General features: G+C 62.2%; 25 protein-coding genes. 8 read left to right on the top strand and 17 right to left on the bottom strand.

Going from position 1 to position 26031, the window contains the following annotated elements:
- Positions 1–80: 80 nt before the first annotated feature.
- On the bottom strand, positions 81–470 hold the full coding sequence (locus EZI54_RS07700) for a PilZ domain-containing protein (RefSeq protein WP_242674377.1): 390 nt from the start codon (positions 468–470) through the stop codon (positions 81–83).
- A 318-nt stretch (positions 471–788) separates the two neighbouring features.
- Here EZI54_RS07700 and rimO point away from each other — a divergent pair, with 318 nt between their 5' ends.
- On the top strand, positions 789–2129 hold the full coding sequence (gene rimO / locus EZI54_RS07695) for a 30S ribosomal protein S12 methylthiotransferase RimO (protein ID WP_131480689.1): 1341 nt from the start codon (positions 789–791) through the stop codon (positions 2127–2129).
- Positions 2130–2214: 85 nt separating this feature from the next.
- Here rimO and gatB read toward each other — a convergent pair whose 3' ends face one another.
- Genes gatB through gatC form a run of 3 tightly spaced genes read right to left on the bottom strand, consistent with a single transcriptional unit; the run spans position 2215 to position 5475 of the window.
- Positions 2215–3666, bottom strand: coding sequence for an Asp-tRNA(Asn)/Glu-tRNA(Gln) amidotransferase subunit GatB (gatB, locus tag EZI54_RS07690; protein WP_131480687.1), 1452 nt, complete (start codon positions 3664–3666; stop codon positions 2215–2217).
- A gap of 19 nt (positions 3667–3685) precedes the next feature.
- Positions 3686–5134, bottom strand: coding sequence for an Asp-tRNA(Asn)/Glu-tRNA(Gln) amidotransferase subunit GatA (gene gatA / locus EZI54_RS07685; protein WP_131480685.1), 1449 nt, complete (start codon positions 5132–5134; stop codon positions 3686–3688).
- Positions 5135–5187: 53 nt separating this feature from the next.
- Positions 5188–5475: an Asp-tRNA(Asn)/Glu-tRNA(Gln) amidotransferase subunit GatC gene (gene gatC, locus EZI54_RS07680; RefSeq protein WP_131480683.1), complete on the bottom strand. Its 288-nt coding sequence runs from the start codon at positions 5473–5475 to the stop codon at positions 5188–5190.
- Positions 5476–5949: 474 nt separating this feature from the next.
- On the opposite strand from gatC, the gene EZI54_RS07675 reads away from it, so the two are divergent.
- The 7 genes from EZI54_RS07675 to EZI54_RS07645 all read left to right on the top strand — a co-directional run bounded on the left by EZI54_RS07675 (position 5950) and on the right by EZI54_RS07645 (position 15504).
- On the top strand, positions 5950–6993 hold the full coding sequence (locus tag EZI54_RS07675; protein WP_004581576.1) for a rod shape-determining protein: 1044 nt from the start codon (positions 5950–5952) through the stop codon (positions 6991–6993).
- Positions 6994–7110: 117 nt separating this feature from the next.
- On the top strand, positions 7111–8025 hold the full coding sequence (mreC, locus tag EZI54_RS07670; protein WP_131480681.1) for a rod shape-determining protein MreC: 915 nt from the start codon (positions 7111–7113) through the stop codon (positions 8023–8025).
- A complete protein-coding gene (mreD, locus tag EZI54_RS07665; RefSeq protein WP_131480679.1) occupies positions 8022–8501 on the top strand; it encodes a rod shape-determining protein MreD in 480 nt (159 codons plus the stop codon). The genes mreC and mreD overlap by 4 nt, the downstream gene beginning before the upstream one ends.
- Before the next feature lie 22 nt (positions 8502–8523).
- Positions 8524–9132, top strand: coding sequence for a Maf family protein (locus EZI54_RS07660; protein WP_131480677.1), 609 nt, complete (start codon positions 8524–8526; stop codon positions 9130–9132).
- Positions 9129–10607 (top strand): ribonuclease G, encoded by a 1479-nt coding sequence (rng, locus tag EZI54_RS07655; protein ID WP_131480675.1) that lies wholly within the window; start codon positions 9129–9131, stop codon positions 10605–10607. Before EZI54_RS07660 ends, rng begins: the two co-directional genes overlap by 4 nt.
- Positions 10608–10677: 70 nt before the next feature.
- Entirely contained in the window at positions 10678–14565 is a 3888-nt protein-coding gene (locus EZI54_RS07650; RefSeq protein WP_131480673.1) for a YhdP family protein, read from the top strand.
- 105 nt (positions 14566–14670) lie between these two features.
- Positions 14671–15504 carry a carbon-nitrogen hydrolase family protein gene (locus EZI54_RS07645; protein WP_131480671.1) on the top strand — a complete coding sequence of 278 codons (834 nt, stop codon included), beginning with the start codon at positions 14671–14673 and terminating at the stop codon, positions 15502–15504.
- A 12-nt stretch (positions 15505–15516) separates the two neighbouring features.
- Here EZI54_RS07645 and yjgA read toward each other — a convergent pair whose 3' ends face one another.
- The 13 genes from yjgA to EZI54_RS07580 all read right to left on the bottom strand — a co-directional run bounded on the left by yjgA (position 15517) and on the right by EZI54_RS07580 (position 26025).
- Positions 15517–16047: a ribosome biogenesis factor YjgA gene (gene yjgA, locus EZI54_RS07640; protein ID WP_131480669.1), complete on the bottom strand. Its 531-nt coding sequence runs from the start codon at positions 16045–16047 to the stop codon at positions 15517–15519.
- A 40-nt stretch (positions 16048–16087) separates the two neighbouring features.
- On the bottom strand, positions 16088–17449 hold the full coding sequence (mgtE, locus tag EZI54_RS07635; protein WP_131480667.1) for a magnesium transporter: 1362 nt from the start codon (positions 17447–17449) through the stop codon (positions 16088–16090).
- A 304-nt stretch (positions 17450–17753) separates the two neighbouring features.
- Positions 17754–18023: an HPr family phosphocarrier protein gene (locus EZI54_RS07630; RefSeq protein WP_131480665.1), complete on the bottom strand. Its 270-nt coding sequence runs from the start codon at positions 18021–18023 to the stop codon at positions 17754–17756.
- Positions 18020–18910: an RNase adapter RapZ gene (gene rapZ, locus EZI54_RS07625; RefSeq protein WP_131480664.1), complete on the bottom strand. Its 891-nt coding sequence runs from the start codon at positions 18908–18910 to the stop codon at positions 18020–18022. The genes EZI54_RS07630 and rapZ overlap by 4 nt, the downstream gene beginning before the upstream one ends.
- Before the next feature lie 28 nt (positions 18911–18938).
- Positions 18939–19406: a PTS IIA-like nitrogen regulatory protein PtsN gene (gene ptsN / locus EZI54_RS07620; protein ID WP_131480662.1), complete on the bottom strand. Its 468-nt coding sequence runs from the start codon at positions 19404–19406 to the stop codon at positions 18939–18941.
- 28 nt (positions 19407–19434) lie between these two features.
- Complete coding sequence (hpf, locus tag EZI54_RS07615; RefSeq protein WP_131480660.1) at positions 19435–19743, bottom strand: ribosome hibernation promoting factor; 309 nt, start codon at positions 19741–19743, stop codon at positions 19435–19437.
- Between the two features lie 106 nt (positions 19744–19849).
- A complete protein-coding gene (locus EZI54_RS07610; RefSeq protein WP_242674376.1) occupies positions 19850–21373 on the bottom strand; it encodes an RNA polymerase factor sigma-54 in 1524 nt (507 codons plus the stop codon).
- A 275-nt stretch (positions 21374–21648) separates the two neighbouring features.
- Positions 21649–22374, bottom strand: a complete 726-nt coding sequence (gene lptB, locus EZI54_RS07605; RefSeq protein ID WP_131480657.1) for an LPS export ABC transporter ATP-binding protein — start codon at positions 22372–22374, stop codon at positions 21649–21651.
- Positions 22374–22925 (bottom strand): lipopolysaccharide transport periplasmic protein LptA, encoded by a 552-nt coding sequence (gene lptA, locus EZI54_RS07600; protein ID WP_131480655.1) that lies wholly within the window; start codon positions 22923–22925, stop codon positions 22374–22376. Before lptA ends, lptB begins: the two co-directional genes overlap by 1 nt.
- Positions 22903–23496, bottom strand: coding sequence for an LPS export ABC transporter periplasmic protein LptC (gene lptC / locus EZI54_RS07595; protein WP_131480653.1), 594 nt, complete (start codon positions 23494–23496; stop codon positions 22903–22905). Before lptC ends, lptA begins: the two co-directional genes overlap by 23 nt.
- A complete protein-coding gene (locus tag EZI54_RS07590) occupies positions 23496–24044 on the bottom strand; it encodes a KdsC family phosphatase (RefSeq protein ID WP_131480651.1) in 549 nt (182 codons plus the stop codon). Before EZI54_RS07590 ends, lptC begins: the two co-directional genes overlap by 1 nt.
- 35 nt (positions 24045–24079) lie before the next feature.
- Positions 24080–25048, bottom strand: a complete 969-nt coding sequence (locus EZI54_RS07585; protein ID WP_207389177.1) for a KpsF/GutQ family sugar-phosphate isomerase — start codon at positions 25046–25048, stop codon at positions 24080–24082.
- A 14-nt stretch (positions 25049–25062) separates the two neighbouring features.
- Positions 25063–26025, bottom strand: a complete 963-nt coding sequence (locus EZI54_RS07580; protein WP_131480647.1) for a calcium/sodium antiporter — start codon at positions 26023–26025, stop codon at positions 25063–25065.
- Positions 26026–26031: the final 6 nt, after the last annotated feature.

The raw sequence follows: 26031 nt of genomic DNA, 5'->3' as shown, positions 1-26031 counted from the left end.
GACTATACCAGAGACAGCGGCGCTATAAGAAGGCGGGACACTATAGTTTAGGGATATAACAATATGCCAACCGGGCGGCTTCAGTCTTTGGCCAGTTTACGGCTGACGTACTGATCCACGTAGTCGTGGCCATTGCCCTCGAAGTGGCTGAACTGCAGGCCCAGGTGAAAGATCTTCCGGGAAATGCGGCGTACGTGCACCACATGGCAGCGGGCGGTGACATTGACGGATTGCACCGTCACCACGGGAACGGAAAAGTGAACGTCAAGGGCGACCGGATCCTTGGGGGCAATGGTCCGGCGGTCGCTGATGAGGGTGTCGATGCGATCACTCTCGCATTCGACCATCATGCCGGCCCGGGAGAGGTTGGCCGTTTGGCAGGTCAGGCTTTTGCCTTCGAGGTTAATGACAGTGACTGGCAACCGGGTCGATATGCGTTGCTGTTGTCGGAGGTTCGGTTTGCCACCCATGTTTTTAAGCCCGTCGAGTGTTGACGGAAACGGATTTAGTGCACTGCCCATAAATGCGCCCTGAAGTCCGGATCGACGTGCTGACCGATCTGTGCCGTCTCTGCCCGCTTTCGTATTTTACAATCGATGCTAACGACCTGAAAGCATAGACCCGTTTGCAAAATGGGGCAAGAAGTGTGTCGCGTCTGTCGTCGGTTGTGCGGTGTGAGTCGCAGGTTGCCGGTTGCAGCAGATGCCTGTTGGCTGGGGTACAATAATGGCCCTTTGCGGGCCGGTGAGGCAGCGACCTATGGATTGGATGACCGTAGAGCGGGTTTTATGAGCGAGAATCAAAAAACGGCTGCTTCAGGCGGCAAAGTCGGGTTCGTTAGCCTGGGGTGCCCCAAGGCGCTGGTCGATTCGGAACGGATCCTGACCCAACTGCGCACCGATGGCTATGAAGTCGTCCCCAGCTATGATGATGCGGACGTTGTGGTCGTCAACACCTGTGGCTTCATCGATGCCGCCAAGCAGGAATCGCTGGATGCCATCGGCGAGGCGATCAAGGAAAACGGCAAGGTGATCGTGACCGGTTGTATGGGCGTGGAAGGGGAGCGGATTCGTCAGTCCCATCCCGGCGTCCTGGCGGTCACCGGCCCGCAGGCCTATGAAGAGGTGGTCGGTGCGGTGCATCAATATGTGCCGCGACCGGTTTCGCACGATCCCTTCGTTGATCTGGTGCCGCCCCAGGGCATCAAGCTGACGCCGCGTCATTACGCCTACCTGAAAATTTCCGAAGGCTGCAACCACCGCTGTACCTTCTGCATCATTCCGTCCATGCGCGGCGACCTGGTCAGCCGACCGGTGGGTGACGTGATGGATGAGGCGAAGCGCCTGGTCGACGCGGGCGTGCGCGAACTGCTGGTGATTTCCCAGGACACCAGTGCCTATGGCGTCGATGTGAAGTATCGCACCGGCTTCTGGCAGGGGCGCCCGCTCAAGACCCGCATGCTGGCGCTGTGCGAAGCGCTGGGCGAGCTGGGCGTCTGGGTGCGCCTGCACTACGTCTATCCTTATCCGCACGTGGATGACGTGATCCCGTTGATGGCCGCGGGCAGAATCCTGCCCTACCTGGATATTCCGTTCCAGCACGCCAGTCCGCGGGTGTTGAAGGCCATGAAGCGGCCGGCCCATGACAGCAAGACGCTGGAGCGCATCCGCAAGTGGCGGGAAATCTGTCCGCAGTTGACCATCCGCTCGACGTTCATCGTCGGTTTCCCCGGTGAAACCGAGGAAGACTTCCAGTACCTGCTCGACTGGCTGGATGAGGCACAGCTGGATCGCGTCGGGGCGTTCAAGTACAGCCCGGTCGAGGGGGCGCCGGCCAACGAGCTGGATGGTGCGGTGCCGGAAGACGTTAAGGAGGCGCGTCTGGCGCGCTTCATGGCCAAACAGGCGGAAATCAGTGCGGCCCGGTTACAGCAGAAGATCGGTTCCGAGATCGAGGTGTTGATCGACGAAGTCGATGGCGAGGGGGCGATTGGCCGCAGCAAGGCGGATGCCCCGGAAATCGACGGGATGGTCTACTTGAACGACGAGGTGGACCTGGCGCCCGGGCAGATCGTCCGGGTCAGGGTCACTCATGCGGACGAGCATGACTTGTGGGCCGAGCTCCTGTAGAAAGTGCTGGCTCAATGGCGCGGCGCCGACGCTTCGGAGAATCGATCGGGCCCCGGTAATCCGGGGCCGGGTCGTACCTGCGGAGTCAGCCTTCCAGCTTTTTCTGCAGGATTTCGTTCAGCAGTTTCGGGTTGCCCTGGCCCTTGGAGGCTTTCATCAGCGGGCCCATGAAACCGCCCATCAGCTTCTTGCGCTTCTTGGGATCCTCTTCGGCGCGATACTGGGCAATCTGCTCGCCCATATCCGCCAGCACACTGTCCACCAGTTTCTCCAGTTCGCCAGTATCGGACACCTGCTTCAGGCCCTCGCGCTCGATAATGCCATCGACGGCTGTTTCATCACCGTTCCATAGCAACTCGAATACCTTCTTGGCGCCGGAGGATGACAGCGTATTGTCGGCGATGCGCTGGACCAGGGCGCCCAGACGTTCCGCCGGGACCGGGCTCTGCCTGATGGTCAGGTCGGCGGCATTCAGGCGCGCACTGAGCTCGCCCAGGATCCAGTTAGCGGCCAGCTTGGCGTCGCCGCCCGTCTTCGCCGTGGCTTCGAAGTATTCGGCCGTCGCGGCATTGTTGCTGAGCAGGCCGGCGTCGTAGTCGGACAGGCCGTAGTCCGCCTTGAACCGGGCTTCCTTGGTATCGGGCAGCTCCGGCATGACCGCTCTTACGCTGTCGATGAAGGCGTCGTCGATCTCGACAGGCAGCAGGTCGGGGCAGGGGAAGTAACGGTAGTCGTTGGCTTCCTCCTTGGTCCGCATGGAGCGGCTTTCGTTCCGGTCGCCGTTGTAGAGGCGGGTTTCCTGCACGATCTCGCCGCCATCCTCGAGGATGTCGATCTGACGCTCGACTTCGTGGTGGATCGCGGCCTCCATGAACCGGAACGAGTTCAGGTTCTTGGTTTCGGTGCGGGTGCCGAGCTGATCGGTGCCCGCCGGGCGCACGGATACGTTGACGTCGAAGCGCATCGATCCCTGGGACATGTCGCCATCGCAGATGCCCAGCGACGTAACCAGGCCATGCAGTTTGCGGGCGAAGGCGACGGCCTCCTCGGCGCTGCGCATGTCCGGTTCGGTGACGATCTCGATCAGTGGTGTACCGGCGCGGTTCAGGTCAATGCCGGTCATGCCGTGGTAGTCCTCGTGCAGCGACTTGCCGGCATCCTCTTCCAGGTGCGCGTGGTGGATGCGTACCCGTTTCTCGACGCCGTTTTCCAGACGGATGTCCACATGGCCCGGGCCGACGATGGGCTGGGCCAGTTGGGTGGTCTGGTAGCCCTTGGGCAGGTCCGGGTAGAAGTAGTTCTTGCGCTCGAAGACGGAACGGCGGTTGATGTCCGCGTCGATCGCCAGGCCGAACATGGTGGCGTAGCGGAATGCCTGCTCGTTGGCGACGGGCAGGGTGCCCGGCATGGCCAGGTCAACGGCACTGGCCTGGGTGTTGGGCGCCGCACCGTAAGCGGTGCTGGTGCCGGAAAAGATCTTGGTCTGGGTGGCGAGCTGAACGTGGATTTCCAGCCCGATCACAACTTCCCATTGCATGATGTGTCGTCCTTCTGGTTCAGCCCTTGGGTGTCAGTGTGTGCCAGTCTGTGGCCTGCTGGAACTGGTGGGCGGCGTTGAGCAGCCGCGCCTCGTCGAAGTAGTTGCCGATCAGTTGCAGGCCAACCGGCAGGCCGTCGATCTGGCCCGCCGGAACCGACATCGCCGGCACACCGGCCAGGTTGATGGCGATGGTGTAGATGTCTTCCAGGTACATCTTGACCGGGTCGTCGGTCTTGGAACCGATGCCGAACGCCGGGGTTGGCGCGGCCGGGCCCATGATGATGTCGACCGACTTGAACGCTTCGATGAAATCCTGCTGGATCAGGCGGCGGACCTTCTGCGCCTTCAGGTAATAGGCGTCGTAGTAGCCGGCGGACAACGCGTAGGTGCCCACCAGGATCCGGCGTTTGACCTCTTCCCCGAAGCCTTCGGCGCGGGTACGGGTATACAGGTCCATCAGGTCTTTCGGGTTCTCGCAGCGATAGCCGTAGCGCACGCCGTCGAAACGCGACAGGTTGGCCGAGGCCTCCGCCGGGGCAATGATGTAGTAGGCGGCAATCGCCAGATGCGTGTTGGGCAGGGAGATGTCCTGCACGGTGGCGCCCAGCTTTTCGTACTCAGCGATGGCGGCCCGCACCTGCCCCGCCATCCTGCCGTCCAACTGGTCGCTGAAGTATTCCCTGGGCAGGCCGACTTTCAGGCCCTTGAGCGGTTGGTTCAGCGTGGCGGTGTAGTCCGGTACCGGGCGATCGATGCAGGTGGAGTCCTTCGGATCGAAGCCCGCCATCACGTTCAGCATCAGGGCGTTGTCTTCGGCGGTACGGGCCATGGTGCCGCCCTGGTCCAGGCTGGAGGCGAACGCGATCATGCCATAGCGGGAGACGCGGCCATAAGTCGGTTTGAGGCCGGTAATGCCGCACAGGGCCGCCGGCTGGCGGATGGAGCCGCCGGTATCCGTGCCTGTCGCGGCCGGGACCAGGCGTGCCGCAACGGCCGCGGCGGAGCCGCCGGAAGAGCCGCCCGGAACCAGGTTGTCACCCCAGGGGTTGAGCGTTGCACCGTAGTAGCTGCTCTCGGTCGAGGAGCCCATGGCAAACTCGTCCATGTTGGTCTTGCCCAGGCAGACGGCGCCGGCTTGGCGGAAGCGCGTCGTCACGGTGGCGTCGTATGGCGGGACGAAATTGTCCAGCATGCGCGAACCGCAGGTGGTGCGTACGCCGTCGGTGCAGAAGATGTCCTTGTGGGCGAAGGGGATGCCGGTCCAGGGTGTGGCTTCGCCTCGCGCTCGCCGCTCGTCGGCGGCCTTCGCATCCCGCAGGGCTTCGTCTTCGGTGACCGTAATAAAGCTGTTGTAGCGGGTGTCCTCGTGACGGATCCGATCGAGGAAATGTTGGGTCAGTTCGACGCTGGAAACGGTGCCCTGCTCAAGGTCGCGGGCCAGTTCAGCAACAGTCTTGTCGTGCATAAAGTGTGTCCGTAACAGTCTGGGTCGTCATTCGGCTGGCGTGGCGCGGTGCATCACTCGATGACGCGGGGCACCAGATAAAGGCCGTCCTCGGTCGCCGGGGCAATGCGCTGGAACGCTTCGCGCTGGTCGTGCTCGGTGACTTCGTCCGCGCGCAGGCGTTGGGTGGCATCGAGGGGATGTGCCAGGGGTTCGACCGACGAGGTGTCGGCGGACTGGAGCTGATCCACCAGATTCAGGATATTGCCGACGTCCTTCTCCAGGGCGCCGACCTGGCTGTCTTCCAGGCGGATGCGTGCCAGCAGGGCGACTTTTTCAATCTCCTCGCGGGATATGGCCACGTAACGTCTCCACTTAACGGTGAACTTATGGATGCTGAAAAGGTCCAGGGACACGGGTGACGTGCCCTCATCTTTCCAGACGTTTCTTTGATGGCGCCGTATGGTAACAGATTGGAGCGCGTACGGGAGGCGGCGATGGGCATATTCCGGCAAATGCGACAGGTCATGCCGACCGGACAGTAAGGCAGATATGACGCCGCTTCCGGCCTGTTATGAGCCTTGCCTGTATACCGGCCCACTGCTAAAGTTGCCGCATTCATTTTGCAAAGGAACTTCTGATTAAGTCCTTTGGCTCGTCAGCAGGCTCGGTAAGCTCTTCTGAAAAGGGGCGAATCGCCCGAAATGGCCAGGCCCTCTCCGGGATTCGTCATGCCGGCCGGAGTGGTGCCAGGGACTTGGCCGGGCAGGCCTGTTCTGGAAGCCGATCGACTTAAACAGACGTTTCACAGCTTTTCTCAGGTTGAAAATACGCTAATGCTCATCAAGAAAATTCGTGGTCTTTTTTCCAGTGATTTATCCATTGACCTGGGGACGGCCAACACCCTTATCTATGTCCGTGACCGCGGTATTGTCCTGAACGAACCGTCCGTTGTGGCGATTCGCACCAATAATGCCCAGAAGATGGTCGCTGCCGTCGGTGGCGAGGCCAAGCGGATGCTGGGTCGTACGCCAGGCAATATCACCGCCATCCGCCCGCTGAAAGATGGTGTTATCGCTGACTTTGTGGTCACCGAGAAAATGCTGCAGCACTTTATTCACAAGGTGCACGAGAACAGCTTTATCACGCCGAGCCCGCGGGTTCTGGTGTGTGTGCCGAGTAAATCCACCCAGGTTGAACGCAAGGCGATTCGCGAATCCGCCATGGGTGCTGGCGCGCGGGAAGTGTTCCTGATCGAGGAGCCGATGGCCGCGGCCATTGGTGCCGGCCTGCCGGTGGAAGAGGCCAGTGGTTCCATGATTGTCGACATCGGTGGTGGTACCACGGAAATTGCCATCATCTCGCTGAACGGCATCGTTTATGCCGAGTCCGTGCGCGTTGGTGGTGACAAGTTCGACGAGGCGATCGTGACCTATGTGCGCCGTAATTACGGCAGCCTGATCGGCGACTCGACCGCCGAGCGCATCAAGCATGAGATCGGCTGCGCCTACGAAGGCGTCGAGATTCGTGAGATCGACGTGCGCGGCCGCAACCTGGCTGAGGGCGTTCCCCGGGCCTTTACCCTGAACAGCGAAGAGATCCTGGAAGCTCTGCAGGAATCGCTCGCACAGATCGTCCAGACCGTTAAGAGCGCGCTGGAGCAGTCGCCGCCCGAGCTGGCTTCCGACATCGCCGAGCGCGGTATCGTGCTGACTGGCGGTGGCGCCCTGTTGCGGGGGCTGGACAAGCTCCTCAGTGAAGAGACCGGCCTGCCGGTTATCGTCGCTGAAGATCCGCTGACCTGTGTGGCGCGGGGTGGTGGCAAGGCGCTTGAGGTCATCGACCGGGGCGGCATTGGCATGTTTTCACACGAAGGCTGATCCGGCTTTCGCTAGCAGACGTTGGCGGTGCGCTGTGGCACCGCACCTGGCCGCCGCTGTCGATTCGTCGCAGCGGCGGTTGTCGTTTTAAGCGGGGAGAATTGAGCTATCGAGACGCTGTTTGCAAGAGGACCGATTCCAGGATTCCGGCTGTTGCTGGTCGTGGTTCTGTCGTTGGTGCTTGTGGTTCTGGATTCCCGTTTCGGCCGGGTGGACGAGCTGCGGAGCTGGCTCAGCTCCGCATTGACGCCTGTCGTCTGGCTCGGGCACGTACCGGACAGCCTGTCGGAGTGGGGCGCCAACCTGTTCACCAGCCGGGATGAGCTGATCGAAGAGAACGAATCCCTGCGCGCCCGCCTGCTGGTACTGGAGCGTCGATCGATCAAGTACGCCTCCCTGGCGGCCGACAACATCGAGCTGAGAAGCCTCAACGGCGTGGCGACGCAACTGGACGAAACGGTTGTGGTTGCCGATGTAATCGGTGTCTCGCCGGATCCCTTTTCCCACGAAGTGATCATCAATAAGGGCTCCCGCGACGGCGTCACCGAAGGTCAGGCCATCCTCGATGCCCACGGCCTGATGGGGCAGGTTGTCCAGACCAGTCGCTTCACGTCACGCGTGTTGCTGATTTCCGACAGCAGTCACGCCGTGCCTGTGGAAGTCCTGCGCAGCGGCGTCCGGGCCATCCTGCTGGGCACCGGCGATCCCGATACCCTGGATCTGGTGCACGTACCCGATACGGCCGACATACGCGAGGGCGACGAGTTGGTCAGCTCCGGCCTGGGTGGGCGTTTCCCGAAAGGCTACCCGGTGGCCAAGGTGACCCGTATTTACAGCGAACCCGGTGAGCCCTTTGCCAACATTCAGGCCGAACCGGAAGCCAAGCTGAACCAGAGCGACCTGGTCCTGGTGGTGTTCCAACCGCAGGTCCGCGCCGGTGAAGATGGATGCCCGCCAGGTGAGGTGGATTGCACCCAGGCGACGACCGGGGCTGGAACCGGAAATGCCGCCGACAGCGAGGGTAGCGAATGAGCCTGTCTGTCATCAGTTACCCGGTTTTTGCGGTCAGCATCCTGGTGTCGCTGGTCCTGAGTATCTCGATGTTCCCGGTCCAGTGGCTCGTCTATCGACCCGAGTGGCTGGGGCTGATGGTGTTCTACTGGACGTTCCGGGCTCCCAGTCGTTTCGGTGTGCTGGTCGCCTGGGTACTGGGGCTGTGCCTTGACGTCCTGGAGTCGAGCACCCTGGGCGTCAATGCCCTGGCCATGGCGCTGGTGGCCTTTCTGGTCCTGACGACACACCAGCGTTTGCGGATGTTCCCGCTGCCGCAGCAATGCCTGATGGTGTTCCTGCTGCTGGGGATCAACCAGATGTTCGTGCACTTCGTGGACCAGTTGCTGGGGGGCGGCAATCCGGGATTTACCTATTTGTTGCCGGCGGTAACCAGCACCCTGGTGTGGCCTTTTGTCTGCGCCATCCTGGATCGACTGAACCTGAAATTCGCCTAGCGCCGGGGGGAATATGAGCACCATGCGGCCCGTTGTTCTGGCATCAGCATCGCCCCGTCGACGGGAACTGCTGGCGCAGATCGGACTCTCATTCTCGGTCTGCCCCGTGGATATCGACGAAACCTGCCTTCCCGGTGAGCGTCCCGAGCACTACGTGGAACGGCTGGCGCGGGAAAAGGCCGAGGCCGGTCTGGAGCAGGCTAACGACGCCGCCAGCCTGGTGATCGGCTCCGACACCACCGTGGTCTGCGAAGACCGCATTATGGGTAAACCGGTCGATGCGGCCGAGGCCGCCGACATGCTGCGCTTTCTGTCCGGCCGGACGCACCGGGTGATGACCGCCGTGGCGCTGGCCGGGGATTTCGGCTGTTATGCCAGACTGGTGATGACGGAAGTGCGGTTCCGGGAACTGGGCGAAGACGAGATTCACGCCTACTGGCTGACCGGGGAGCCCCGGGATAAAGCCGGAGGCTATGGTATTCAGGGCAGGGGCGCCGTTTTTGTCAATGGCCTGTGGGGCAGCTACAGCGCCGTCGTAGGCCTGCCCCTGCAGGAAACAGCGGAATTGTTTGCAGAAGCAGGGCAGCCGGTCTGGAAGACCTGGCTGCCCTCGGCGGAGAAGTCGGTATGAGTGAGGAAATCCTGATCAACGTGACGCCGGTCGAGACCCGGGTCGCCCTGGTCGAGAACGGCATGTTGCAGGAAACCTACATCGAGCGGACCAGCCGCAAGGGCATCGTCGGCAATATCTACAAGGGAAAGGTGGTCCGGGTGCTGCCTGGTATGGAGGCGGCTTTTGTCGATATCGGGCTGGAGCGGGCAGCCTTCATCCACGCCTCTGACGTACTGGTCGTCGGCAACGGCGACGACAACTCTGCCGCTACCCCCAGGACGGTGCCCGATATCCGCTCGCTCCTGCGTGAGGGGCAGTCGCTGGTTGTCCAGGTGACCAAGGACCCCATCGGTACCAAGGGCGCGCGCCTGACCACGCAACTGTCGATTCCGTCCCGCTACCTGGTCTTCATGCCGGAAGTTCAGCACATCGGCATTTCCCAGCGCATTGAGGATGACGCCGAGCGCGAGCGCCTGCGCAGCCTGGTCCAGGAAGGGGCCGAGGCCCTGGAAGCCAGTGGCGGCTATATCATCCGGACGGCCGCCGAAGGGGCCTCGCGAGACGACCTGCTGGGCGACATGACCTACCTGCATCGCCTGCACCAGTCTGTCGTCGAACGCAACACCACCGGCAAGGCCCCGGCGGTGATCTACCAGGATCTTCCGCTGTTCATCCGGACCATCCGGGATCTGGTCCGCCCGCAAACGGAAAAGGTTCGCATCGACTCGCGGGAGAGCTATCAGCGGGTCATGGAGTTCGTCGAGGAGTTCGTGACCGAGTTTTCCGACAAGGTGGAGTACTACCCGGGGGAGCGGCCGATCTTTGACCTCTACAGCGTTGAGGATGAAATCCAGAAGGCCCTCAGTCGCAAGGTACAGCTCAAGTCCGGTGGCTACGTGATTGTCGACCAGACCGAGGCGATGACGACCATCGACATCAACACCGGTGCCTTCGTGGGGCACCGCAACCTGGAAGAGACCATCTTCAAGACCAACCTGGAGGCGGCCCGGGCGATCAGCCGCCAACTGCGGCTGCGCAATCTGGGTGGGATCATCATCATCGATTTCATCGATATGGAAGATCCGGAGCATCAGCGCCAGGTGCACCGCATGCTGGAGAAGATGCTCGAGCGCGATCATGCCAAAACCAAGATTACCGGCGTCTCCGAGCTTGGGCTGGTGGAGATGACCCGCAAGCGGACGACCGAAAGCCTGGGACAGGTGCTGTGCGAACCCTGTCCGATCTGCGACGGCCGGGGGTTCCTGAAAACGTCGGAAACCGTGTGCTACGAAATCTTCCGTGAAATTATGCGGGTCAACCGGGCCTATGAAGCGGAGAGCTACCTGGTCATGGCGTCCCAGTCGGTGGTGGATCGGCTACTGGACGAGGAATCCGACAACGTGGCGGATCTGGAAACCTTCATCGGCAAGAGCATCCGCTTCCAGGTGGAACCCTTTTACAGCCAGGAACAGTACGATGTGGTCCTGCTGTGACTTGAACCGCTGTTCCCGCCGCCTGTTCACGGCAACGACTCCGGTCCGGGACTAGGCTGGCGGGCATTGCATGGACGTATCCGACCCGAAACACCGGCGCCCGGAGGCGCACCCCGAGACCTCATGGCCCATGCGCTGGCTGATCCGGCTGGCTAACCTGGTCTGGATGGCCGCCCTGGCGCTGCTGATCCTGGTGGCCCTCTATGTGGTGATCGGCCGGCAACTGATGTATGCCGTCGATCGCTATCAGCCACAGATTGAAGCGGCGCTTTCCCAGCGACTGGGCCAGCCTGTACGTATCGGGCAACTGCACGGGCAGTGGAAAGGACTGGATCCGGTCCTGGACCTTTCCGGCGTGGAAATCCGCGATCCGGAGCACCCGGAGCAGGCGATCGCCCGTGTCGAGCGCGTCGACATCCGGCTCGACTCGGTGACATCGCTGGTGCGGCGCCGGCTGGTCTTCAATGACCTGGTGGCCAGCGGCATGGATCTCACACTGGAACAGAGCACGTCCGGGGCCATCACCGTCGAGGGACTGGCCCTGCCGCAGTCCGAGCAGGCACCGGAGGCGACCGGAACCGGTCCGCGGGACTGGATCAACCGGCTCGGCGAGGTCCTGTCCGATCCCTCGGTTCAGCTCAACCAGGTGCACCTGGGCCTGAAGGTGCCGGGCGAGCCACGTCGTACCTTCTTTATTCCACAAGTGGACCTGCGCTACACCAGTGGGGTCTTCAGCGCTTCCGGGCGGGCGATGCAGCCCCGCTCCACCACCCAGTTGGCCCGGTTTTACCTGGAGGGCCGGCACTTCTTCCGGGGGGACTTCGACGGCCGGCTGTTTGTGGATGTGGACTCCGGTCGTTTGTTCGACACCTTCCTTCAACGCTATCAGTGGCACGACCGGGCCATCGACGGTATCGATGCCGGCGGGCAGGCGTGGTTGCATTTTGCGTCCGGTGAGCTGGAACGCGTGAACGCCCGGGTGTCCGTGCCGCACTTGCAGATTCGCACGGACGGTCAAGTGCAGTCACCGATCGAGTCTGTCGAAGCCCGGGTCGGCTGGCGGCGTCAGGCTGGCGATGGTTGGAGACTGGACGTCCAGGGGTTGGGCTGGAACTGGGAAGGCCAGTCCGTCCGCGATGTCGACCTGCGCATCACGCGTGAAGACGGCTGGGATGTGGTGGCTTCCAGGGTGCCGGTAGGCGTCCTGTCCGGCATGGCCCAGTCCATTGCCCCGCTCGGTGAACAGCTCCGCAACGCGCTCGAGCATTACGGGCCCGGAGGTGAACTGCATGATCTGGCGCTGCGGGTGCCGGAAACGGCGGACGATTTCCAGCTGACGGCGACACTGGCCGGGGTGTCCGTCCAGGCTTTCGACGGGGCCCCGGAGATCCAGGGGCTGAACGGTGACCTGGCCATGTCCCGGTCAACCGGCCGCGTGTCTGTGGATACCGCAGACGTGACATTGGGCTTTCCGCAGCTGTTTATGCATCCCTGGTCACTGGATCACGTCAATGCCCAGGTCCACTGGCAGATCGATGGAACCAGCAAGCGGGTCTGGTCCGACCGTATCGATATCCAGTACCAGGGGCAGACGCGCCTGGCCGGTGCCTTCGCCCTGAAACTGGAGGACCCGGGCGACGATACGTTGTCGATGCGCATCGACAGTTGGGATGCGAAGGCGTCGATGCTGGCGGACTTCGTTCCCGGCAAGATTCTCGGTCGTGATTTCTATGACTGGATTACGACGGCGGTTGAAGAGGCGGACATCCCCCATGGCGTGTTCTACGGCCATGGGGAGGTCAACGAGGGCTCCCCTCCGGGCAGTTTCACCACCAGCCAGCAGTATCAGTTCGCCAATGCCCGTATCCAGTACGATCCGCGTTGGCCGGTTGTCACCGGGGCATCGGGGCGGGTGACGGTCCAGGGGGCGAAGGCCCGGATCCGGTTGGAAGAGGGCTCGACCGGTGGGCTGGCCCTGGAGCCGACGACCGTCACCGTGGATGGGGATGCCGACCCGGTCAGCCTGCAGGTGCAAACCGCGGCGCCGTTCCAGGGCGAACAGGTTGCCGACTGGCTGGAGCAGTCCCCGCTCGGGGAATTCGCCGGTTCGGCGGCCAGGGATCTGGCGATCAGCGGCAAGTACCATCTGGATCTCGATCTGGGTCTCGGGCTTGGCGGGGACGCCAGTCCCCACGTCAAGGCCGACCTCGAAGCGGAAAACGGGCGCATTGCCTACAGCGACTACTCACCGGCGGTCTGGGATGAGCTGAACGGCACCGTTCACTATGACTCCCAAAGTGGATTTTCGGGCAAGCCTCTCACCGCCCGCTTCCTGGACAGCCCGGTTGAACTCTCCCTGTCGCGGGATGGAGCCGATGCGCCGCTCAAGCTGACGCAGACCGGTCGCATGAACCTGGATGACCTGGCCAGCCGTTTCGGCATCGGCAACCTGCCGGGGATCGAGGGCCGCGCCGGCTATCGGGCCGAGATGGGACTGTCGCCTTCCGGGGCCTCGTCCCTGACGCTGACATCGTCGCTCTCCAACGTGACGGTCGATTGGCCGGAGCCCCTGCACAAATCCATGGGGCAGCCGGTACCACTGAGCATGATCGTCAGTTGGGGTGACGATGGTGGGTTGATGCTGTCCGGCCATTGGGACGACCGCCTGGCGTTCCGTCTGCGCTGGCTCAATCAGGTTTTCGAACGTGGCCGGGTCGAACTGGGTGCCAGGACCACATCGGTATCGGGCGCTTCGGGACTGGAAATTACCGGGCACCTGGCGCAGCTGGACGCGGACACCTGGAATGACGCTCTCGATAGCCATAGCCTGACATCGGGCGGTACCGGTGCCGGGTCGGGGATACAGTGGCTGAGTCGCGTGGCGTTGTCGGTCGACAACCTGCATGCCGCCGGCCAGTCGTTCCATAAGGCCCAGGTCACGGCGACACCGGACGCCAAGGGCTGGACGGCACAGTTGGCCGGTCCGGATCTGGCGGGTCGGGTGCGGGTGCCGTCGGGCAACAAGCCGTTGACGGTCGATCTGGACCATATTGTCCTGACGAGTGGGGAGGAGGCCGGTGGCGAAGCCGATAAGGCGCCGGCGTCGTTTGCCGAGCGTGGCGTGGGGCAGTGGTCCGATGCGGACATCACCATCGACAGTGTCCAGGTCGATGGCCGGGACTACGGCCAATGGTCGTTCCTCCTCAGGCCGGCTGCGCATGCGCTTAATGTCGACAAGATCAAGGGGCAGGTTGGTAGCCTGACGTTTGACGGCAACCTGATTTGGTCGGCGGGTGATAGCGGCGAGCGAACGCGGATCAACGGTGTGCTGGCCGGCAAGAACCTGGCCGACGTCAGTCCGTGGATCGAGGGGAGTGTCCCGCTGCGCAGCAAGAAGACCCGGGTGGAAATCGACCTGGGCTGGGACGGACCACCCGAGGCGGTCTCGATGGAGCGTGTTGAGGGTACCCTGGAGTTCCGTCTTGATGACGGGGTCATCCTGGAACGCAGTAACACGGCCCAGATTTTCCGGGTTTTCGGGATTCTTAACTCGGACACCCTGCTGCGGCGCCTGAAACTCGATTTTTCCGATCTCTACGAGGCGGGTGTGGCGTATGACGCCATCTCCGGTACCGCGCGGCTGGCCTCCGGTACGCTCACCTGGGATCCGGAGCTGCAGATTGTCGGTCCCTCCGGGGCCTTCAAGCTGACCGGCTCCACGGATCTGATCAAGGAGACGCTGGATATGCGGCTGGTGGTGGTGTTGCCGTTAACCCAGAACCTCCCGCTGGCGGCCATTCTGATGGGAGCCTCTGCGCCCATCGGCGGGGCACTGTTCGTGCTGGACAAGGTGCTGGGTGATCCGTTGAGCCGGCTAACCAGTGCAACCTACTCCGTCACCGGCTCCTGGGACAACCCCAATGTGGAACTGCGCAACGTGTTCGATACCGGCCGCTAACCTGGGCTTGACGACCCCCGGGTTTTCACGGTTTATTCAGGTCAGGGAAGCATCGCGCCCAGGCAGAGAAAGGGCCGTACCGATAACGCCTCAGGAGGCAGCGCTATGACTCAAGACAACCGCGTCGCAGTATTGCAGATGGTGAGCGGGCACGATCTCGACCAGAACCTGGCGGACAGCCGCGAACTGTTGGAGCAGGCCAGCGACCAGGGGGCCCGGATCGCCGTATTGCCGGAGAACTTCGCGGTGCTGAGTACGCGGCAGATGATGGAGCGGGGGCTGCTGGAGCGCGATGCGTCCGGACCGATCCGCAGCTTTCTCGCGGAGCAGGCCCGACGTCTGGGGATCTGGATTGTCGGTGGTTCCCTGCCCATTGCCGCACGACCGGATGGCACCGAGCTGGACAGTCGCGTGCGCGCTGCTTGCCTGGTCTTTAATGACCGGGGCGAGGAAGTGGCGCGTTACGACAAGATCCACCTCTTCGACGCACAGGTCGAGGATGCGTTGGGAAGTTACCGGGAGTCCGATACTTTTGAACCCGGCGAGGCGGTTGTGGTGGTGGACACGCCGGTCGGCAGGCTGGGGCTGGCCATCTGCTACGACCTGCGCTTCCCGGAACTGTTCCGGCAACTGCGGGGCAAGGGGGCCGAGTGGGTGACACTGCCCAGTGCCTTTACCTACCAGACGGGGCTGGCGCATTGGCACCCTCTGGTCCGGGCCCGGGCCATCGAGAACCAGTTCTGGATGGTGGCGGCCGGCCAGGGTGGCGAACACGATGCCAAGCGGCGGACCTATGGCCACTCCATGGTGGTGGATCCCTGGGGTGCCGTGGTGACCGAACTCAGCGAAGGCATGACGCTGGCCACGGCTGACCTGGACCCGGGTAAGCTGTCACTGACCCGGGATCGCATGCCGGTCTGGTCTCACCGCCGCCTGTAGCGGCTGGGGTGCTCAGGCGCCCGGCGTTTCCTGCTGGTCAACGCACTCACGCAGGTAGCGGAAAAGTTTGCGGGACTGGCCGGTATTCTTTTCCCCCTGCGCATCACGGCGGGCGTTACGCGCCAAGTTGCGCAGGTGCTGGATGTCCGCACCCGGGCAGTAGTCGACAAACTCACCTACAGCCGAGTCGCCCTCGGCCACCATGCGATCACGCCAGCGCTCGGCGAGGTGATGGCGGCGGGTATGCTCCGCACTGCCGGCATCACAGGCTTCGATCGCCCGGATCACGTCCTCCAGTTGATCTTCCTGCCGCATGACCTTGCCGATGTACTGGAGGTGGCGACGACGCGCTTCGTGCTGACGAATACGCCTGGATTCCTCGATCGCCGCCCGCAGCCGGTCGCTGATGGGCAAGGGTTCGATCTGGTCCGGCGTCAGTTCCAGCAGGCGCTTGCCGATGTCCTGCAGAGCATGCATTTCCCGCTTGAGCTCGGACTTACTCTTGTAGTCTTCGTCGTCCTGGTAATCGTCTTCGGTAATCATGATTTCTTCCGGATTATTGCGGATCGCCCGGGCAGGGCCATCAGGCGTATATCGCGGTGGCCAGTCCCAGGAAGGACATAAAGCCCACCACGTCGGTTACGGTCGTCAGTATGACGCCGCCGGCCAGGGCGGGATCTATGTTCCGTGACTTGAGGAACAGGGGCAGCAGGGTGCCGGCCAGGGCGGCGGCGATCAGGTTGATGATCAGGGCCGCGGCAATGATAACGCCGATCATCGGATCCCGGAACCAGACGGTTGCGGCAATCGATACGACCAGGGCCCAGAGGATGCCGTTCAGCACGCCGGCGAGGAATTCCCGGTTCAGCAGCCAGCGCACGTTGGCACCACTGATCTGACCGACGGCCATACCGCGAATCACCAGGGTCAGGGTCTGGCTGCCGGCAATCCCACCCATGCTGGCGACAATCGGCATCAGCACAGCCAGGGCAACGACCTTGGCAATAGTCCCCTCGAACATGCCAATCACCGATGAGGCGATAAAGGCGGTGATCAGGTTGATGCCCAGCCAGACTGCGCGACGCTTGGTGGTCTTCATGACCGGTGCGAAGGTGTCTTCGTCTTCATCCAGACCCGCCATGCTCATCAATGAGTGGTCGGCGTCCTCGCGAATAACGTCGACCACGTCATCGATGGTGATCCGGCCCAGCAGCTTGCCTTCCTCGCTGACGACCGGCGAGGAGATCAGGTCATAGCGCTCGAAGAGTGTGGCCACCTGGGTGTCGGACAGGTTGACCGGAATCGGTTCGATGTCCGTGTCCATCACTTCCCGTACGGTCGCGCTGGGGCTCGATACCAGCATCTTGGTAATGGGCATGACACCAATGTACTCGTCGCGCCGGTTAACCACGATCAGGCTGTCGGTCATCGGCGGCAGGGATCGGTGCCGGCGCAGGTAACGCAACACCACATCGATGCTGAGATCCGGACGAACCGTGATGGTGTCCGTGTTCATCAGGCCGCCGGCGGTGTCCTCCGGGTAAGCGAGGACTTCCTCGACCCGCTGGCGATCCTGGTCGTCCATGGTGTCGAGGACTTCCTGGATGACCGTATCCGGCAGCTGCTGCAGCAGGTCCGCCAGGTCGTCCGACTCGAAGTCCTCGATGATGGTTGCCAGTTCCTGGGCATTGAGCTTGCTCAGGAAGTAGCTGCGGATGTCGTCGCTGAGGTACTGGAGGACTTCCCCTTCCAGGCTCTTGTCGACCAGGTTCCAGAGCAGGGCGCGCTGGCGGGGCGGGGAGGATTCCAGCAGGTGGGCAATATCACTGGGGCTCAGGCCGCCGTTGAGGATGCGCGCGACTTGCTGCAGGGCGCCGCTGTCCAGGGCTTCGCCGAGGGTGCGGAGCCGCTGCCTCGCCTGGCTGTTTTCGACTGCGTCTGACATGAAATACCCATGAATCCGGATCAGGACGGCCGGGAAGACGCCCTGCGACTGATTCGCCGGCGAGCAGCACGATGGGCCGCTCTGCCGTCCTGTCTATTGCTTAGGGATTCCTGGATAAGTCCTGAAATTTCTCGCCACCGGACCGTGCCGATACCGTCGGCGGCGATCGGCCTGAGACGCTCCAGGACTTATTCAGAAGTTCCTAAGTATAGCGGACTTACGTTGCAGACGTGAGAATTCAGTGTAGGTGAATTCCACCGACTTTCAGATAAGGTCGTCGGTAGTGGACGGCATAGGCGGGTGGCTATTCGCCTTCGCCGAAGTAATCGTTGATCAGCTCCACGAGGGCATCCCGGGCGGCCTGCTCGTCCGGGCCGTCCAGTACCAGCTCGATCTCGGTGCCGCAGCTGGCGGCCAGCATCATCACTGACATGATGCTCTTGCCGTCCACTTCACGGCCGTCCTTCGCTATCAGTACCTGGCTGTCGTAGCCTGACGCCGTCGTGACCAGCTTTGCTGCGGCCCGGGCGTGCAACCCAAGCTTGTTGATGATGGTGATCGGCTCGCGGATCATGACGGGTCATCGGCTGTCGTGGGGTGAAGGTGTGGCAGCTCGGTGTGGCGGACCTGGACGTTACTGTACTTCTGGCTGAAGTAACGACCCAGTTGGTCGCACATATAGACCGACCGGTGCTGGCCGCCGGTGCAGCCGATCGATATCGTCATGTAGCTGCGGTTGCTGGCCTGGAACGAGGGCAGCCAGGTCTCCAGGAAGCGGGTCAGGGTTTCCAGCATCTCCCGGGTTTCCGGCTGGCTTTCCAGGAACGTCTGCACTTCCGGGTCGACACCGGTGAATTTGCGCAGGTTGGCGTCCCAGTATGGGTTGGGCAAGCAACGCACATCGAAGACATAGTCGGAATCCACCGGTACGCCGTGCTTGAAACCGAAGGACTGGAACAGCAGCGCCAGCTCCTGTTCGCGCCGGCCGACGATGCGTTGCTTGATCATGTCCCGCAGTTCGTACATCGACAGTTCGGAGGTGTCGACATACAGGTCGGCCAACTGGGCCAGGGGTTCGAGCAGGCGCTTTTCGTCGGTGATGGCTTCGCGCAGCGAGGTCCGGCCGTCGCTCAGCGGATGCTTGCGCCGGGTGGCGTGGAAGCGCTGCAGCAGGGCCTGATCGGTGGCGTCGAGGAAGACGATTTCAACCTTCATGCCACAGGTGGAAAGCCGTTCGTGGATGGTCTCGAAGTGGGCGATCTCATCGGACAGGTTGCGGGCATCGATACTCGCCGCAATGTTGCGCAGTTTGTGCGGCGATGCGTTGCCTGCCTCCTCGATCAACGGGAACAGCAGACCGATGGGCAGGTTGTCGATGCAATAGTAGCCCAGGTCTTCCAGGACATGCAGGGCCGTGCTCTTACCGGAGCCGGAGCGCCCGCTGACGATAATCAGTTTCATGCAATGCCTTTGCCGATCAGCAGATGGTTCACTCTGATTGCGTCATGACCTCGTACAACTGCGCAGCCTCCTCACAGCGTCGCAGGCGCTCGCAGAAGGACCGGTCATTGAACTTCTCGGCCAGTTGGCTGAGAAGCTCCAGGTGTTCACTGGTGGCTTCCTTGGGAACGATCAGGACGAACAGGAGGTCCACCGGCTGGTTGTCGATGGCGTCGAACGCGACACCTTCTTCCAGCGTCAGGAGGGCGCCGACGACCTGGTGGCAGCCCTCCAGGCGGCAGTGGGGGATGGCGATACCCTGTCCGATCCCGGTACTGCCGAGTCGCTCCCGCGACACCAGGTTATTGAAGATCTGGGTTTCGTCGAGTTCCGGATAACGCCGGGCGACATTCTCGGCGATCAGTTCCAGGATGCGCTTCTTACTGGTTCCCGGCACACCGCAAAGGGTGAGCTCGGGAACCAGGATGGACTGGATGGTTAATGGACTTTCCGTCATGGATGGAATGCTTTCCCTTGATGAACCGCTAGCGGCTGGTTGCGCCGTGCATTCGATCGACGGTCTTTTCCTTGTGCTTCAGGATCTGTCGATCAAGTTTGTCGAGGAGTCCGTCAATGGCCGCGTACATATCTTCGTTTTCAGCCTTTGCATGAATTTCGCCACCGATCACGTGCAGGGTTGCTTCGGCCGTCTGGCGGAGCTTCTGCACGGACAGGGTCACCTGGCAGTTGCTGATGTGGTCGAAATGGCGTTCGAGCTTTTCGAACTTTTCGGAAACATAACTTTTCAGAGCGGGAGTCAATTCGACATGGTGACCTGACATATTGATTTGCATAGGCTTCTCCTATCGTCGACATGCCCGGATAACGTTTCCGTTTCCGGCGTTGAGCCCGTCGCGTGCGGCGGACGCTTGAAAATCCTGCCTTCCGTCCTTCCGGCGGCTACACCAGCCGCTTGCGCTCATTGGAAGGTGGAATGTGCATGGCTTCCCTGTATTTGGCCACGGTACGTCGTGCGACGTTAATGCCCTGGTCACCCAGCAGCGCGGCAATCTTGCTGTCGCTGAGCGGTTTCCTGGGTGTTTCAGCGGCAACCAGTTTCTTGATCATGGCACGAATTGCGGTAGACGAACACTCGCCGCCTTCATTTGTGCTGACATGACTTGAGAAGAAGTACTTGAGTTCGAAGATGCCGCGTGGCGTATGCATGTATTTCTGTGTGGTCACCCGGGAAATGGTGGACTCATGCATGCCCACCGCCTGGGCGATGTCCGAGAGGATCAGCGGCTTCATCGCTTCTTCGCCCTGGTCCAGGAACCCCTGTTGGTGCTCAACGATGCGTGTCGCGACCTTGAGCAGGGTCTCGTTACGGCTCTGAAGGCTCTTGATGAACCACTTGGCTTCCTGCAACTGATCGCGCAGGTACGTGTTCTCGCTGCTGTTGTCGGCCCGACGGATCAGCCCGGCATAGCTGGCGTTGACCCGGATCCGCGGTGCAATCTCCGGATTCAGTTCCACGCGCCAGCGACCGTTGGCCTTGGATACCACGACATCCGGGACGACGTAATCGGGCTCTGCGCGATCCAGTGCGTCGCCGGGGCGCGGGTTGAGCGTCTGGATCAGGCCCAGTACGGACTTGAGTTGCTCTTCCGAAAGCCGGCTGCGCCGCAGCAACTGAGCGTAATCCCGATTGCCCAGCAGATTGATGTAGTGGCTCACAACAAGCCGGGCCTGTGGCAGCCAGGGTATATCCGGCGGCAGCTGGTTCAACTGGATCAGCAGGCACTCCTGCAGGTCACGGGCAAAGACGCCGGGTGGATCGAAGTGTTGCAGGCGGCGCAGGACCGCTTCCACTTCATCCATTTCGAGCGGGTCTTCGTCCGCCTCGTCCAGCAGGCCGGCATGAATGTCTTCAAGTGGCGTGGTCAGGTAACCGCGCGGATCCACCGAGTCAAGCAGCGCATGGGCAATCGCCCGGTCCCGGTCGCCCATGGGCGTGAGGTTCAATTGCCAGAGCAGGTGGTCCTGCAGGGTTTCGGTGGGGGAATTGCGGGCTTCGAAATCGGTGTCGTCGTCATCTTCCCCACGAGCGGCGGATGCCGGTGCGGACTGGTAAATATCGTCCCAGGCGGTGTCGACCGGGAGGTCATCCGGGATTTCCTGGCTGGATTCGGTATTCCAGTCCGGCTCATCGGCGGGCTCGTCCCAACTGGTATCTTCCTGCGTGGCGTCGGAATCGTTCTGGTCGGAGGATGCGTTGTCCTCGGAGTGGCCGTCGGTCTCGTCAGACTCGTTGCCTTCATCCTCTTCCGAGGTTTCCAGCATGGGATTGGATTCCAGTGCCTGCTGGATTTCCTGTTGCAGGTCCAGCGTGGAAAGTTGCAGCAGGCGAATGGCCTGCTGCAACTGGGGTGTCATGGTGAGCTGTTGACCCAGCTTCAGCTGAAGCGAAGCTTTCATTACCATTGATTTCGTCCCGTCACCCGATGCCTCTCGGCAGTACTTTCAATGCCTGTTGATCACCGGTTGCGCCCCGTTCGAGCCCGATAGGATCTTGAAAACTAACGTGTCGCATGGCGACTTGACGCAACAAGCAAATTCTTTGCCGAAGTTTACTGCTATGGGTGTCCAGATGACAATGTTTTGACTGTCGGGTCATTTGACCCTCGTCCTGAGTTTAGCGTTTTGAACCGATTATGCGATAGTCCCCGGCGCCCATTGCCCGGGTTTGCGACCGTCATTCACAATCGGAACTCGTTGCCAAGGTAGACTTCCTTGACCTGCTGGTTGGCCAGGATGTCCTCGGCGTGACCGGAAGCGATGATGTGGCCGCCGCTTACGATATAGGCATTCTCGCAAATATCCAGGGTCTCGCGCACGTTGTGGTCGGTGATCAGTACGCCGATGCCCTTGTCCCGCAGGTGCCGGATGATCTGCTTGATGTCGCTCACCGAGATCGGGTCCACGCCGGCAAAGGGCTCATCCAGCAGGATAAACGCCGGCTCCATCGCCAGGGCCCGGGCGATTTCCACCCGGCGGCGTTCACCGCCGGACAGCGCCATGCCCAGGCTGTCCCGGATATGGGTAATGTGGAATTCCTCGAGCAGGTTTTCCAGTTGCGATTCGCGTTCGGCCCTGGACAGTGTCCTGCGCGTTTCCAGGATGGCCATGATGTTGTCGCGGACGCTGAGTTTGCGAAACACCGAGGCTTCCTGGGGCAGGTAGCCGATACCGGCTCGCGCCCGCCCATGCATGGGCAGGGGCGTGATGTCTTTCTCGTCGATCGTGACACGACCGTTATCGGCCGGGACCAGACCGACGATCATGTAGAAGCAGGTCGTCTTCCCGGCGCCGTTAGGGCCCAGCAGACCGACGATTTCGCCACTGCGGATCTCCACGGAGACATCCTTGACGACCTTGATCTGCTTGTAGCTCTTGGCCAGGTTGCTTGCGCGCAGGATCGCCATCAGTCACCCGTCTCCCCGCTGCTGGCTTTCTGCCGGGGCTGGATCACCATCTCGACCCGGCCGTCCTGGTTGCTGCCGTCGCGGCTGCCGCTGGCGGTAACGACGCGGGTGGCGGTGTCGTAGTTGATTTCCTCGCCCTTGAAGATATTGCCTGCCTGGTGGATCACGGCCTTGTCGATGAAGGTGATCCGGTTATCGCCGGCGGCATAGATGATGGTCATGGCTTCGGCATCGGTCTTGGCCGTATCCGCGGTTTGCGGTTGTACGTAATGGGCGGGCTTGCCATAGGCCTCGATGCGGTTCAGGACGCCGTTTTCCCGGTACAGCACAACCTTGTCGGCGGTCAGTTCGGTGCCGTCCTGGCGGACGACCACGTCGCCGGTGTAGATCGCGGTGCCTTTGGCATCGTCCAGCCTTGCCTGGTCGGCGCTGACCTTGATGGGTCTGTCGGAGTTGAGGTCGAAAGCCTGGGCGTTGGCTGCCAGCACCAGCAGGGCCGCGCCTGCGATGCGTCGCAATAGGCGGGGCTTATTGCGAAGATGACAATTCATACTGTCCTTCCACCTGTGATTGGAGTTGCACGATCCGTTTGTCGATCCAGGCTTTCATGCCGGTGGCCCGGGTGGTTCCGTGCGGATCCCGGAGTACGACCGGGGCGTCAGTGTGCACAATGCGCTTTTGCTTATCCAGTGTCAGATGCGTGGTTTCCAGGCTGCCTTCGGCGCCGGAGGCCAGCACGCGGCTGATCACCACGTTACCCGACAGGTCAATGACGTCACGCTTGGTGCGGTAGTTTCCCTCATCGGCGCGCATGTGCCAGGGCTGGCCGGAATCGGTATCGATCATGGTGGCGCGGGGCTCCTGCATGTGGGCCCGGTTCTGCGCATCGAACTGTTCGATACGGGGGCTGCTGATAACGGTGGCCAGATTGCCCTGCTCGTCGAAAGAACGGTACTCGCCGTTGACCACGAAGCTGTCCGGCTCGTCCGGGCCGCGCAGTTCCTGTCCGATGGAGGGGCCGCCCTGGTCGTCGCTGCGCCACAACAGGCCCAGCAGCACCGCCGACACGATCACCAGTGCCAGGAACCTCAGGCGTGGGTGGTTCAGGCGGCCCAGCAGCATCAGGCGCCCCGTGCGTGATAGGTCAGGTGCAGGTCGGCCAGCTTGTTCTGGGCCTGCAGGATCAAGTCGCAGATTTCCCGGACCGCGCCTTCACCGCCGGCGGCCTCGGTGGTGTAGTCGGCCTGCTCGCGGATGTACCAGTGGCCGTTGGGGACGGACAGCCCCAGGCCGGCGAGCATGATGGCGCCCAGGTCCGGCAGGTCGTCGCCCATGTAGGCCGCCTGTTCTGCGGGCAGGTCGAGGGTCTGCAGGAGTTCGCGCAGGGCGGCCTCCTTGTCTTCGCGGCCCTGTTGCAGGTGCTTGATGCCCAGGTCGCGGGCCCGCCTTGCGGTCAGGGGCGAGTTGCGTCCCGTGATGATGGCGATGTCGACGCCGGCGCGTTGAAGCTGTTTGATGCCGTGCCCATCGAGGATGTTGAAGGCCTTCATCTCGTCACCCTGGGCGGTGAAATACAGGCGGCCGTCGGTAAGCACGCCGTCCACGTCGAGGGCCAGCAGGCGAATGCCGGCTGCTTTGCTGATCAGGTCATCGGGCAACGGACGTTCCATGCAGTGATCCTATGCATCGCTTCAGGGTTAACGGGTCAGAGTACGCCGGCGCGTAGCAGGTCGTGCATGTTGATGGCGCCAACCAGGTTATTGTGTCGATCAATCACCGGCAGGGCGGTAATCTTGACCTCGTCCATGATTTTCAGGGCTTCTGCAGCAAGCTGATCCTCATAGATGCGCTTGCCGCCGATGGTCATGACGTCCTGAATCGGTGTGACATGGACGTCCAGGTTCCGGTCCAGCGTACGGCGCAGGTCGCCGTCGGTGAAAACGCCCACCATCAGCCCCTGGTCGTCCACCACGGTGGTCATGCCCAGCCCCTTGCCGGAAATCTCCAGGAGCGCTTCGCTGAGCAGGGTTGTCGGCGACACGCGGGGTACCCGCTCGCCCGTGTGCATGATGTCGGAGACGCGCAGGAGCAGGCGTCGCCCCAGGCTGCCGCCGGGGTGCGAGAACGCGAAATCTTCGGCGCTGAAGCCGCGCGCCTCCAGCAGGGCCACGGCCAGGGCGTCGCCCATAACGAGTGTGGCCGTGGTACTGCTGGTGGGGGCCAGGCCGAGTGGGCAGGCTTCGCGGGGCACGCTGACGTCCAGGTTGGCCTCGGCTTCCCGGGCCAGCACGGAGTCCGGGTCGCCGGTCATGCTGATCAGGGGCGCGCCCATCCGCTTGATAAGCGGCAGGATGGTCAGGACCTCGCCGGTCTGCCCGGAGTTGGAAATGGCCAGGACCACATCGTCGCCGGTGATCATGCCCAGGTCGCCGTGGCTGGCTTCGCCCGGGTGGACGAAAAACGACGGGGTGCCGGTGCTGGCCAGGGTGGCGGCAATCTTCTTGCCGATGTGGCCGGACTTGCCCATCCCGGTGACCACCACTCGGCCGCTGCACTGCATGATCAGGTCACAGGCTGTCTCGAAGGTGTGGTCGATGCGATCGGTCAGGGCGTCGATGGCTTCGCGCTCGATGGCGATGGCCTGACGTGCCGATTCGATGAAGGAACTTCTCATGGGCCGGGAGATCCTTAACGTGCTGCGTGGTAGAGCACGACGGTGTATGCAATGTATCCGGCCAGCAGTATACCACCTTCAAAGCGCGCCAGTTTTCCCTTTTTCTGCATGCCATAGGCGAATGCGGCCAGCAGGAAAGTGAAGGCGGTCATGGTGCCGTAGTCCCGGTAGAGGACATCGCTGTCGATGGCCAGCGGATTGAGCAGGGCCGGCATGGCCAGTACGGCCAGCAGGTTGAACAGGTTGGAGCCGACGATGTTGCCCAGTGCAACGTCGTGGTGGCCCTTGAGGGCGCTGGCGACCGAGGCGGCCAGTTCCGGCAGGCTGGTGCCGATCGCAACGATCGTCAACCCGATGATCAGTTCGCTGACGCCGAGTGACAGGGCCAGTTCGGTTGCGCCCCAGACCAGGATGCGCGAGCTGAGAATCAGCGCGGCGAGACCCACGATGAACCAGAGCGTTGCCTTCCGGGTGGTCATCACCGGCATCTCCTCCAGTTCCTCCAGGAATTCCGGTGCGTCTTCCGGCTTGCTGCCGCGGCTCATCAGGTACAGTGACAGGGCCAGCAGGGCCAGGAAGATGATGCCGTCGGTCGGTGATAACTCGCCATCGAGCAGCAGCGGGAAGACCAGGATGGTAACGCCCAGCAGCACCGGGAACTCCCGGAACAGTACGGTGCGCTTGAGAGGAATCGGCGCGACCAGCGTGGTGATGCCGAGAACCAGGCCGATGTTGGCGATATTCGAGCCCAGGGCATTACCCACCGCCAGGGCGGGAGCGTCGGTCAGCGCGGCGGTGGCGGAGACCAGCATCTCCGGCGCCGATGTACCGAACGCCACGATGGTCAGGCCGATCATCATGGGTGACATGCCGAAGCTTCGGGCCATGGCCACGGCGCCTTCCACAAAGCGGTCGGCACTCCAGATCAGGAGAACTAGGCCGGCGATGATGGCGCCGATGTAGGGAAGCAGGGACATACAGTC

Source organism: Marinobacter halodurans, assembly GCF_004327985.1.
Taxonomy (GTDB): domain Bacteria; phylum Pseudomonadota; class Gammaproteobacteria; order Pseudomonadales; family Oleiphilaceae; genus Marinobacter_A; species Marinobacter_A halodurans.
This window is presented reverse-complemented; position numbering and strand designations above follow the sequence as displayed.

Coding starts and splice junctions, on each gene's coding strand:
- rimO (WP_131480689.1), top strand. CDS start 789: ATGAGCGAGAATCAAAAAACGGCTGCTTCAGGCGGCAAAGTCGGGTTC.
- EZI54_RS07700 (WP_242674377.1), bottom strand. CDS start 470: ATGGGTGGCAAACCGAACCTCCGACAACAGCAACGCATATCGACCCGG.
- gatB (WP_131480687.1), bottom strand. CDS start 3,666: ATGCAATGGGAAGTTGTGATCGGGCTGGAAATCCACGTTCAGCTCGCC.
- lptA (WP_131480655.1), bottom strand. CDS start 22,925: ATGAATTGTCATCTTCGCAATAAGCCCCGCCTATTGCGACGCATCGCA.
- hpf (WP_131480660.1), bottom strand. CDS start 19,743: ATGCAAATCAATATGTCAGGTCACCATGTCGAATTGACTCCCGCTCTG.
- rng (WP_131480675.1), top strand. CDS start 9,129: ATGAGTGAGGAAATCCTGATCAACGTGACGCCGGTCGAGACCCGGGTC.
- EZI54_RS07610 (WP_242674376.1), bottom strand. CDS start 21,373: ATGGTAATGAAAGCTTCGCTTCAGCTGAAGCTGGGTCAACAGCTCACC.
- EZI54_RS07590 (WP_131480651.1), bottom strand. CDS start 24,044: ATGGAACGTCCGTTGCCCGATGACCTGATCAGCAAAGCAGCCGGCATT.
- EZI54_RS07660 (WP_131480677.1), top strand. CDS start 8,524: ATGCGGCCCGTTGTTCTGGCATCAGCATCGCCCCGTCGACGGGAACTG.
- ptsN (WP_131480662.1), bottom strand. CDS start 19,406: ATGACGGAAAGTCCATTAACCATCCAGTCCATCCTGGTTCCCGAGCTC.
- lptB (WP_131480657.1), bottom strand. CDS start 22,374: ATGGCGATCCTGCGCGCAAGCAACCTGGCCAAGAGCTACAAGCAGATC.
- EZI54_RS07585 (WP_207389177.1), bottom strand. CDS start 25,048: ATGAGAAGTTCCTTCATCGAATCGGCACGTCAGGCCATCGCCATCGAG.
- yjgA (WP_131480669.1), bottom strand. CDS start 16,047: ATGATTACCGAAGACGATTACCAGGACGACGAAGACTACAAGAGTAAG.
- EZI54_RS07645 (WP_131480671.1), top strand. CDS start 14,671: ATGACTCAAGACAACCGCGTCGCAGTATTGCAGATGGTGAGCGGGCAC.
- rapZ (WP_131480664.1), bottom strand. CDS start 18,910: ATGAAACTGATTATCGTCAGCGGGCGCTCCGGCTCCGGTAAGAGCACG.
- EZI54_RS07650 (WP_131480673.1), top strand. CDS start 10,678: ATGGACGTATCCGACCCGAAACACCGGCGCCCGGAGGCGCACCCCGAG.
- lptC (WP_131480653.1), bottom strand. CDS start 23,496: ATGCTGCTGGGCCGCCTGAACCACCCACGCCTGAGGTTCCTGGCACTG.
- EZI54_RS07580 (WP_131480647.1), bottom strand. CDS start 26,025: ATGTCCCTGCTTCCCTACATCGGCGCCATCATCGCCGGCCTAGTTCTC.
- EZI54_RS07630 (WP_131480665.1), bottom strand. CDS start 18,023: ATGATCCGCGAGCCGATCACCATCATCAACAAGCTTGGGTTGCACGCC.
- gatA (WP_131480685.1), bottom strand. CDS start 5,134: ATGCACGACAAGACTGTTGCTGAACTGGCCCGCGACCTTGAGCAGGGC.
- EZI54_RS07675 (WP_004581576.1), top strand. CDS start 5,950: ATGCTCATCAAGAAAATTCGTGGTCTTTTTTCCAGTGATTTATCCATT.
- mgtE (WP_131480667.1), bottom strand. CDS start 17,449: ATGTCAGACGCAGTCGAAAACAGCCAGGCGAGGCAGCGGCTCCGCACC.
- mreD (WP_131480679.1), top strand. CDS start 8,022: ATGAGCCTGTCTGTCATCAGTTACCCGGTTTTTGCGGTCAGCATCCTG.